General features: G+C 43.0%; 9 protein-coding genes. 6 read left to right on the forward strand and 3 right to left on the reverse strand.

The genetic code is table 11. The features are described 5' to 3' along the window. The 4 genes from HYU97_07880 to HYU97_07895 form a co-directional block, all read left to right on the forward strand. On the forward strand, positions 1–1360 hold a 1360-nt coding region (locus HYU97_07880), incomplete at its 5' end, for a hypothetical protein (protein MBI2336663.1). Positions 1361–1416: 56 nt separating this feature from the next. Further along, positions 1417–2019, forward strand: a complete 603-nt coding sequence (locus HYU97_07885; protein MBI2336664.1) for a hypothetical protein — start codon at positions 1417–1419, stop codon at positions 2017–2019. Continuing rightward, the gene (locus HYU97_07890; GenBank protein MBI2336665.1) at positions 2006–2746 is read left to right on the forward strand and encodes a nucleotidyl transferase AbiEii/AbiGii toxin family protein; all 741 of its coding nucleotides are present in this window, start codon (positions 2006–2008) and stop codon (positions 2744–2746) included. The genes HYU97_07885 and HYU97_07890 overlap by 14 nt, the downstream gene beginning before the upstream one ends. Positions 2747–3003: 257 nt before the next feature. After that, complete coding sequence (locus HYU97_07895; protein MBI2336666.1) at positions 3004–3453, forward strand: hypothetical protein; 450 nt, start codon at positions 3004–3006, stop codon at positions 3451–3453. Positions 3454–3528: 75 nt separating this feature from the next. Here HYU97_07895 and HYU97_07900 read toward each other — a convergent pair whose 3' ends face one another. Then, the gene (locus tag HYU97_07900; GenBank protein ID MBI2336667.1) at positions 3529–4782 is read right to left on the reverse strand and encodes an ATP-binding protein; all 1254 of its coding nucleotides are present in this window, start codon (positions 4780–4782) and stop codon (positions 3529–3531) included. A 202-nt stretch (positions 4783–4984) separates the two neighbouring features. Between HYU97_07900 and HYU97_07905 the strand changes: the two genes are divergently transcribed. Then, entirely contained in the window at positions 4985–7744 is a 2760-nt protein-coding gene (locus tag HYU97_07905; protein MBI2336668.1) for a LamG domain-containing protein, read from the forward strand. Between the two features lie 27 nt (positions 7745–7771). Continuing rightward, entirely contained in the window at positions 7772–9568 is a 1797-nt protein-coding gene (locus tag HYU97_07910) for an ATP-binding protein (GenBank protein MBI2336669.1), read from the forward strand. Positions 9569–9602: 34 nt separating this feature from the next. Here HYU97_07910 and HYU97_07915 read toward each other — a convergent pair whose 3' ends face one another. Continuing rightward, on the reverse strand, positions 9603–9812 hold the full coding sequence (locus tag HYU97_07915) for a type II toxin-antitoxin system HicA family toxin (GenBank protein MBI2336670.1): 210 nt from the start codon (positions 9810–9812) through the stop codon (positions 9603–9605). A 1-nt stretch (position 9813) separates the two neighbouring features. After that, positions 9814–10092: a type II toxin-antitoxin system HicB family antitoxin gene (locus tag HYU97_07920; GenBank protein MBI2336671.1), complete on the reverse strand. Its 279-nt coding sequence runs from the start codon at positions 10090–10092 to the stop codon at positions 9814–9816. Between the last annotated feature and the right edge of the window lie 208 nt (positions 10093–10300).

A 10300-nucleotide genomic window follows, 5' to 3' on the forward strand; every position in this document is an offset into this window, starting at 1 on the left:
AGTGCAGGTTAAGAAGGCAGATGGAAGTTATGAACCACCTCGGGTGATTTCTTTCAAGGTACGCAATAATCCCCAGATCAAGCAATTTAGTAGTGAAATTCTCGAAGCCCCAGTTGGATATGAAATTGTTTTGCGTTACGAGGTCGTGAATACCGACACAGTGGAGGTAAGTGGTGATAAGCAAGCAGGTGAAGTGCTTCCATGTTCCGAAGATCCAATCATGAAGGGGATCAATGTTTGTAAGGGTGAGGTGAAACGCAAAGTAAAACAAATAGGGGAAAATAACTACACACTCACGGCAGTCCGAGGTTCTAAAAACAACGGTCAAAATATTAAGATTCAAGGGCTTAATCTTAGCCCCTCGATTCCAAGCTACGGAGTTGTGAGTAATAAGAATGATGAGGAACCCGATGAAATCCAACTGCCAAGCAGTGGTTCTTATCGAGTAAAGGCAATTCGGTTGAACGAGCAATTACAAGAAGGTCCTACCGATTTTGAAAAAGAGGGCAAAGATGGTGCAATCATCACCCTCGACAAATCGAGGTTGGAACCCAGAACCGATTATAAGATTCGATTGGAAAAGTTAGCCAAGCTACAAGGCAATGTGCTGGGTACCATGGAAAAAATCGTAACCACGGGTGACCAAGATCTAGTGTTATGGGTACGGTTCAACGAAGATCCCAAGGATAACATCACGTGTGATGATGCCGATGACCCAGCCGAAACCATCTGCGACTACAGCGGCAACAGCAACCACGGCATTCCACAAGGCACATTTATGACATCCAGCATGGATGGGTTAATCAATGGTTTAGTCTTTAACGGCCAAGACACAGAGGTCGTTATTGAAAATAGCGATTCTTTAAACCCTGAATCAATGACCATAGGTGTAAAATTCAAATTGGGGATTATTTATTCTGCCTATCAGGAGATAGCTGATAAAAGATTGGGTGGTGGAGGTTATACTTTTCGTCTACAACCCAATCCTCCCGATTATGACCATCTCCAGTTAAGATTGGGTGTCATTGGAACGGTTGTTGGAACGGTTGAAGGTGGAGGCTATAGCGAACCTGCTATTAATTATGATGAGTATGACATTGCGTTTGGGGACAACATTGCTGCGGTTTGTTCTTATGGTGCTAAGGACAAGATATTTAAAATTCTTCAAACAAATAAAAATTTAAAGAAAGAACCTGTTGATAATACAACTTTTATGCCGCAATCAAATCCTGGGTCACTTATTATTGGGAATATTACATCCTTTCATCCGGGAAATCCGCATTTTTCCGGGACTTTATATGATTTTCTTATTTTTAAACATGCTTTGACTGATCAAGAGTTTACTGAACTATTCCCATAAATCATAGGCAATTTCATATTGACAGATAATATCAAAAAATTATATTATCTGTCTATATGAATTTGCCAGCCAATCTGCTTAAACTCCAAAAGTTTCATCAAAACCAAAGCGGTGTTTTTACTTTAAGTGATCTAAAAAATTTAATCGAATACAAATCCATCCTTCATTTTCAACGCCAAATACAAGCCCTGGAAGATCACAAAATTCTTTTTCAGTTTATGCGGGGTTTTTATGTGATGCCCCCTTTTGAATTAGAAGTATTAAGCCAGCGTATTTGCGAAAAGTCTTACATCAGCATGGCCAATGTACTTGCCAAAAATTTGCTTATTGGAACTGTGCCACACCATACGGTTTATGCCGTTAAAGTTGGCAAACGCCGAGTTTACGAACATCCATTGGGAACCATTATTCACCTTGGCATCGCGCCCCATCTGTTTTTTGGTTATGAAGTAAAAACAGGGATTCGTTATGCCAACAAAGAAAAGGCCTTTTTAGATACACTTTATTTTTACCAAAAAGGTTTTAAACCTTATTTCAATATTTATCAGGATATTTTTATAAAAAAATTAGATAAAAAAATAATATATCGCTACCTACAAAAATACAAAAACCCTCGGTTTATAAAATTTGTCAAAGGAGTCTTTCATGGCGGAAATTGAATCCCTCGATGCACTCATGGTTTGGGTCATGAATAAATTGGCCGAAAGATTTGGCCCTAAGGCCATCTTAAAAGGCGGCATGTTGTTAAAGTTATTGGATTGCCCGCGTCATACTAATGATTTGGATTACGTTTTTGCGCCCTACCGATCAAAAAAAGATATTGTTACTGCGATTCTAAAAGCCCTTTCTGAGTTAGAGGGTGCTAAAGTTCATCACTCACTGCATTCTACTAGTTTGCGCATCATCCTTGAATACAATGATCTCAAAGTACAAATTGAAGCGAACGTTAGTGAAACTTGCGCATCACAAGAAATGAGTACGGCTTCTCTTGCTCGTTCGGTTAATCAGTTGCCAAGGGTCATTCGAGTCATGAAATTAGAAGAATCCTTGGCCCATAAAATGGCGGCTTGGAATGAAAGAGGATTGATGAGAGATCTTTATGATATTTATTATTTTTATACTCGCCTGCGAATTAAGCCAGATTTAGATGTTCTTAAAAAAAGGCTTTCTAAAATTAATGATAGGCAGAAATTCGCCAATCAATCCAAAGTCAAATCAATGACGATGAACGATTTTTTGGGGAAACTGCAAAAAACTGCAGAATTGATCGACGATCAAAGTTTAAAAGCAGAATTGCAGGGGATTCTTTCGATAGAGGAATTAATTGGCTTGAATCTTAAAATAAGACGTTCTTTGCTAGAGCTGATTGAAAATATTCAAGAGTAACTGACAATGTGTTGACAATGTCATTGCGAGCCCGAAGGGCGTGGCAATCTTCCATTTTATCTTCACATCGTTCGAAAACCAGACTTCCATGTCCGAAATTCGGACTCAAAGAGGGCAGCTACGCCTAAGGGGCAGTTCTCATAAAAATAAAAAAATCCCCCATAATTGTTTAACATTCTAAAAAATAAATCCCTGTAACCGTTTCTTGGCAGGTTTTTTGCTCCTCCTGAATAACAAATTTGTTCAAGGAGTAAAAAATGAAAAAAATAATCATTATATTCTGTTTAGCCATCACCTGTTTGGCTCAAAACGCCCATGCATTTTATTATGATGCTAAATGCCTTATCCCCGAAGGCAAGTTAAAGAAATGTTTTATTGATTTTAGCAAATCCGATCATTTATCGGTGCGCTACAAAGATTTAGTATATCAGAATCTGAATCGGGAAATTTCGGGTAAAAAAATCACCAACATTGCTGGCAACAGCAAATCCAAATTTCGAGTGGGGGCCACCATAGGCACCACAGCCTACTTTGGGCCCATGGGGGCACTGATGTTACTTTGGAAAAAGAAGATGATTACCTTTGGCGTCGAATTTAAAACAACTCAACACAAAACCGAGACAATGATTTTTAGCGTGAAAAAGAAACAAGGTTTTACAGTAGCCAATCAATTACAAAATATCAGCGACAAAACGGTTAGTTTCTAGTTCCCATACCCCCCATTCTCCAATAACGGCCCCTACTCCGGGGCCGTTTCTTTTTGCTAATAATGCCTAAACAGCCTATTCATGATAGATCAGTGAAGTTGGAGCCGATAATAAAAAGTCTTCGATCGTCATACCTGTCACTTGTTTTGATTTGAACGGTGTTTTGCAGATAACCGTCAACTCATCTTTTGGAAATACTTTTGAGAACCAACTGAATTCAAGCGGGTTTGCTGGTCCCTTTTTTACTTCGAAGAATTTAAAATCAGGCGTTACAAAATCTATCTCATGTTCTTTTGAGGCCCAGAAACCGATAGCTTCTGGATTTGCTTGTTCGGTTAAAACACTACGGCGCCATATTTCTTGAGCTACAAGCCATTCGATAAATATTCCCTGTAGTTCAGGAGATAGGTTTTCAAATTCATGTACCTGCCTAAGTGATGATGGATGAAAGGCAATAGCCACAGCGAGATTGATAAAATGAAATTTACAAGGCTTTCGCATGAGCAAGGTTTTTTTATTGGGCTCTAATGGCCATGATGGCATAACAGAAAGCAGGTCAGAAAGTTTTTCGATATAACCACTGGCAACCGTGTTGTTAGCCAGGCCCCCTTCGCGGGCAAGCTTTGCAAAACCAACCGGTTTACCTCCGTAATGCATGATAACGTGCAAAAGCTGGGTTAAAGCCAATCGGCTTCTACCTGACGAAACAATTTCTCCCAAAACCCAATCACGCACGAGTTGAATGAAATATTCTGGCAGACGTTCAAATTGGCAAATATCATTGCAAGCCACAGGAGAGCCGCCTGTTAAAAGATAAGCGATCCACGATTTGTCACCATGTATATCTCGAACATTAAATTTAAATTCTCGGTAAGAGATCGGCAAAAATATGTATTCACTCTTGGGCAATTTACCCTTACGCCCAGGAAGCCTTTCTGAACCATGACGCAGGTCGGATGCTTTTGAACCCGTTGTGATGATAAGCACATCTTTGAATAAGCCTTGATCGACCATCCGTTTGATGGCTTTCTCCCATTCTGGAACGGCAGTTATCTCATCGATAAACAGCCGCTTCACTTTTGCGTCTCTAGAGTAGGCAGGGTAGAGAGATTTCATTTCTTCTATGAGTTCGTTAGCTGAAGCAATTTCATCGCCGTTCAAATAATAGGAGGAACCTTTTCCAAATTCCTCAGCCGACCATCGCAAGTTCATATCGAGCCAGGTGCTTTTCCCATATTGCCGGGGGCCTCGGATAATGATGAGCCCAGGGTTCTTGGGTAGTTCATCAAGCCCAAATTCAAAGCGAAACGGATAGGCCTTTGATTCCATTTCAATAATGCGAGGCCACATATCGTCACGATCGATATTCCCTTCAGCCAAGAGATGATTAATTGTCTTAACGTCCATAACGTTAACATACCTAACGTTTAGAACGTTAGCAAGTGAAAAGAGTCCTTCCCGCCACTTTCCAAAACCCCCTTGAGTTCGGGTGAGGAGGCAGCTATAGCGAGGTTCGAGGGAGGCAATTTATATGAGTGCCAGGTCCTGCATAACATGTCATTCAGAGCTGGTGCCAGCCAGAGGCTGGTCCGCCTCCGGCGGAAAGAATCTTCTATTTTATTTCTGTTTTCTTCTTCTTTTCTGCTCTTCCTGTAGCATCCCATCCACCCCCTCAACACCCCCCGAAGGCCTATCCATCCCCATCCCCAGCCGATGGAGCCAAGACCTAAACGCCCAAGCCACCCCCTGGCTAGCCGCCCAACTACGCGTTTACGAATTACCCGCCCAAACCAAAGTCCACGATACCACCATGCAGGTCGATGAAACCACCGGCACCGTAAAAGCAAAGAGCTTCAAACTCCCCGGCGGCAAGACGTATAAATTCATCATCGAGTTTCAATATTTAACCCCAGGCAACGCCATCGCCTTCGCCTATGCCGAAGTAGAAAAAGAAATCGGCGACGGCAACGCCGAGACCGTAAGTTTCACCAGCAGTGACATTAGATACGAAGTCGACAAACAAGATCCGAACATCAGCGCCTCCATCAGCCAAGGCATTCTTCCCGATTTAGACCCCGACAACGATGGCTGGAGTTCTTACCAAGAACTCAAAGACAAAGTTAGTCCAACGGATCCATCAAGTATTCCCCAACCACCAACTCTCACAATCACCACCGATCAACCCAAGCAAGGGCCCGACTTATTCATCACCCTCGAAGGCGAAGACAATGCGCACATAGAAGACATGAAGCTCACGGATCCTATTTGCGGAGTTACAAAAGTCAGCGAAACCACGGGAAGCAGCAATGGCAAACAAACGAAGCAGATCATCTATCGCTTAGATCTATTGAGCGTGAACAAAGATTTAACTTCAAGGGAATTACACGCGACCATTGAAGACGGGGTAACTGTCGTTCAAGGGCAATCGGGGACAGGGGACTTTAAACTTGATAGTCAGCAATCGCATCCAACCTTTGCCTTCAGTGATCCAGAAGAGGGGACCGAATTAGAAGGCACCCAGACTTTAAAGGGAATAGCCTGTGCAAGGCATGGGATAAACGGGCTAAGTTTGAAACATAATACTGCGGAGTTAAGTGATTACACGAAAAAGACGTTTGGAAATATATCAAAAGAAATCGAGGTGATTTTCGATGCTGTGAATACCACCCAATTACCCGATGGGTTGGTCGATCTTGAAGTGCAGGTGACTGATGAGCAAAAGAATATAGGGTCAGGGCAGGGGAAATACAAGGTAAGCAACAATAGCAATATCAAAGTGGATCTGCCAACCGGCAGAAGATGGGTATTTGGGAGGGAAGTGGTATCTTTTAGTGTGGTGAATCTGCCTAATACGACATCGGTACTAGCTACAGCACCAGCTGGGATTAATTTAGAACTTGGTCCCGGCAGTTCGACCAATGCCACCTATATTTTAGACGTGAGTGACATGCCAGAAGATACAATCATTCCCATTGAGGTAACGGTAAGTAGGCTCGATGGGGTACCTGTTCCCCCGCGAGTAGTTGAATTCAAAGTGCGCAATAAACCTAATATCAAGGTATTTAAATCAGGAGACTTATGGAAGGGGTGGAAGACCTTTCTCCAGTACGAAGTGGAGAACGTGGATCCGGATGATTTGAAGATCGACGGCACAAAATTGGGAGGGGCTAGTTGTAGTAAAGACCCTGCGATGAAATCTCAGATTACCACTTGCAAGGGTAGTTTTGCGATCACCCCTCAAGAGACGAAAACCTATACCCTTCAGGTAAAGCGCAAGGCGACAACTAAAGAAACCTGCAAGGAACAGGGGCCACCATTGCAATTGCAATGTGATAATGAGCAAGCGTTGCCTCTAGAGGTTACGACATTGAATAGTGATGTACCCAAATACGGAGCGATCAGTGACTTTAAGAATGAGACCCGACCAGCCAGCGCCTTAATCCTACCCGGAAGTGATTCAAAGAAATATCGAGCAAGTGCGATTCTACTTGATGCTCAAAATCAGCCAACCTCGACCACGGTTGATCTTGACACATGGGATGGAGGGGACACGATAGAGATGAATGGTCTGCAACCGAGAAAAGATTATTTATTACGAGTCGAAGAGCTAAGTGGCACCCAGGTTCTTAACACACTAGAAAAAAACGTAACCACCGGTGATACTGGCCTGGTGCTGTGGCTACGTCTCCATGAAAAAAATAATGGTTTATGTGGAGACATCGACCCCAACAAAACCATCTGCGACTACAGCGGATACAGCAACCACGGCATTCCCAAAGGGGGCCCAGCATGGGTAGACTCAGGGCTGCAATTTGATGGGGTGGATGATTGGATTGAAATAGCCGATGCTGATATATTAAAAAATCTCTCCGCGTTAACAATTGTAAGTTCATTTAACGCAAGCCCATCTGCAGGCCCATCCCCCTATATGGGGATTTTAATGAAACTGAATCCTTTTCAGCCCCATTATGGATACGAACTTAGTATTTATGAGGGCACACTCAGAATGGAAATTTGTTCCAGTTGGTGCGGGGGTGCTTTAAGTCAGCAGAATGTACCACTGGGTAGTACTCAAAAAGTTGTGGGTATTTTTGATGATGATGCAATAAATTTGTATTTTGATAACAACTTGGATTTAGGTAGCATGATCTTTCCTGGTCCCATCGTTCTTGGCCTCAATGATTCGTCCCTTCATATTGGCCATATTTTTTATGGATTTTTTCAGGGAACTATCGACGAAGTCTATCTATACAACCGCGCCCTAGCACAGGATGAAATTTCAAAATTTTAAATTATTACAGAAAGGTTCAACCCCATCATGGCTAAACAAAGTACTTTGAAATTACAAGCCCAGTCTCAATCCGGCAAATTGCGGATTGGCGATCATTGGAACGCGATCACAATCATTGCCCTCTCGCAGAGCAACCCCCTCAAGGCCATTGCAGAATTTGTTGAAAATAGCATCGATGCAAAGGCCAAAAACATCACCATCATTCGTGGCAAAGAAAGGGGTTTCTTTTATCTCAAGATCACCGATGATGGGGAGGGGATTCCTCGAGATGAAACGGGGTTGCCTAATTTTAAATATGTTGCCACCCATATTTGTGATTCTCTCAAACGCCAACTCAAGCATCATGGGGCAACAGGCATGCAGGGGGAATTTGGCATTGGGTTACTCAGCTTTTGGACCGTAGGGCAAGAAATGACCCTCACCTCTTCAGGTGCCGATGGTCGATGTTATCAAATGAGAATGTCGAAAGGGGACCCTAGTTACACCGTGCATCCGAAGAGGTTGCTTTTTGCTCAAGCAGGCACTGAACTCGTTGTCAGCGATCTCCTCCCGGGCGTCAAACAACTCAGTGGTGACAAACTTCAGTGGTACCTTGCCTCGGAGCTACGGGATCGCATCAAACACACAGGTGTGAAGATTAAAATTATTGACCGACTTTCTCATAAAGAACACCGTGTGGAGCCCCGAAAATTTGAGGGTCAACTCGTTCATGGTCTTCCTACGATCGATTGCCCTCTGGGGAATATTTATGTTGAAATTTATCTCTCAGAGCCCAATCCCAATCATCATATTGGCCTCTACCGTTCGGGCACTCGTGTGTTGGAGCAAATCAATGACCTGGAACCTTTTCAAAAAGAACCATGGACAGCGGGTTATTTTCAGGGCCTCATCGATGTTTCGTTTTTAAACCTTACGCCTGGCACTCGATTAGGGATTATCCAAGATGAGGTATATGCCTTGTTCTGCACAGTTTTAAAACCGGTAGAAGCGGCACTGGCTGAGCTTTTAGCCGAGCAACGAAAGGCCGAAGAAGAAAAGACCAGTCGGGATACTTTGCGGTCGATCCAAAAGGCCTTTCAAGAGGCCTTGATGGTTCTTCCCGAAGAGGAATATGATTGGTTTGAGCTTCGCAAAAAGAGCGGTTACAATAGTGATGGTGCTGTTACCGAAGGTTTGAGTATTTCCCCCAAAACTTTGGAAGAATCGGCGCCTTCCCAAAAACAGTTTTTTGATTTTCCAGGTCCACTGTTCAGTGTGCGGCTTTCTCCTGCTTCCTGTGTTGTTGCAGTAAAGGAGACCCGGCACCTACGAGCGGTTCCTCGTGACCGTCATCGGCGCCTCGTAGAAGACAATCTTTCTTTTAGCTGGGAAATTTTAGAGGGCGGGGGTTCCTTGCATACCACCAACACCGAAGTGTGCACGTTTGAGGCCTCTGCAGAACCTGCCCTGGTACGTGTTCAGGTCACCGTGACTCAAGGGCAAGTAAAATGCGTGGGGGAAGCGCTGATTACAGTAACAGACGAATTGATTCCCCCTGTCAAAGGGCCCGAATCAACTCAGCAGGGGTTACCGGGTTACACTTTTCAAAAGGAGCCAGGTCAAAATTGGCGTTCGCGATTTCTTGCCGAACAAAATGTCATTGTTATCAATAATGCCCACCGTGATTTCGTTTACGCCTCTCGCAACAAAGCCCTCAAGCTCAAATATATTTGTCGCCTCTTTTCTAAAGAACTCATTCTTAAAAACTTTCCAGGCCTACCCGCAGATCAGCTCCTAGAGCGGATGATAGAGCTGGCATTGCATACCGAGGAAAATCTTAAATAAACTATCCAACAAGTAGATGCTTTGGTTAACCACGTTATAATTTTTCAAATTGACGAGTTGTTATTCCCATTTGCCGAATAATGGCCCGCAAAGTGCCTTTCGGGATTTCATGTCCACTATGGTTGGGAACAATTGTTCTTTTTCTTGTAATAGGGTGGTACCAGATTTCATGACTTCCCTTGGCATGGCGATCAAAAACAAAACCCGCTTTTTTTAGTTTACGAATTAATTCAGAGGCTGTCATATCAAATATTGATGCTTACTGGAATCTGAACTGTCGTTGGTTTGGGGTAATCGCTGGTTTTTTTTAAAGAACGTGGCAAAGGGTCCCCATGTTCAAGATAGGATTCAATCAACTTACGCAAAACATCCTGCGCAATTTCTAAGGTTTCAGCCATAGTTCTGCCTTGGGCTAGAAGATCAGGCACTCCAAGACTCGTGGCAAGATAATCTCCATTATCAAGCCTTTCAATTTGAATGGATACAAGAACTTCCCCAACTTCTATTTTTTTTCTCTTTTTCATCAAGACCTCTAATTTGAAAACCATTTTACTCTTTTAAATTTACAATTTCAAGGGACCAAATTAATCTATGTGGTAGCCGAGTGAAAGTGTCAGTACTAACTGCCGAGTGAAAATGTCAGTAGCTATCCTCCGAAAGGAGGAGAAGGATGCTACTAACAATGAGAGATAAAAATAAAATTGAGGTGATTGAGGCAGTCATGGACGAGAG

This window comes from Deltaproteobacteria bacterium, from assembly GCA_016183235.1.
Taxonomy (GTDB): domain Bacteria; phylum UBA10199; class UBA10199; order DSSB01; family JACPFA01; genus JACPFA01.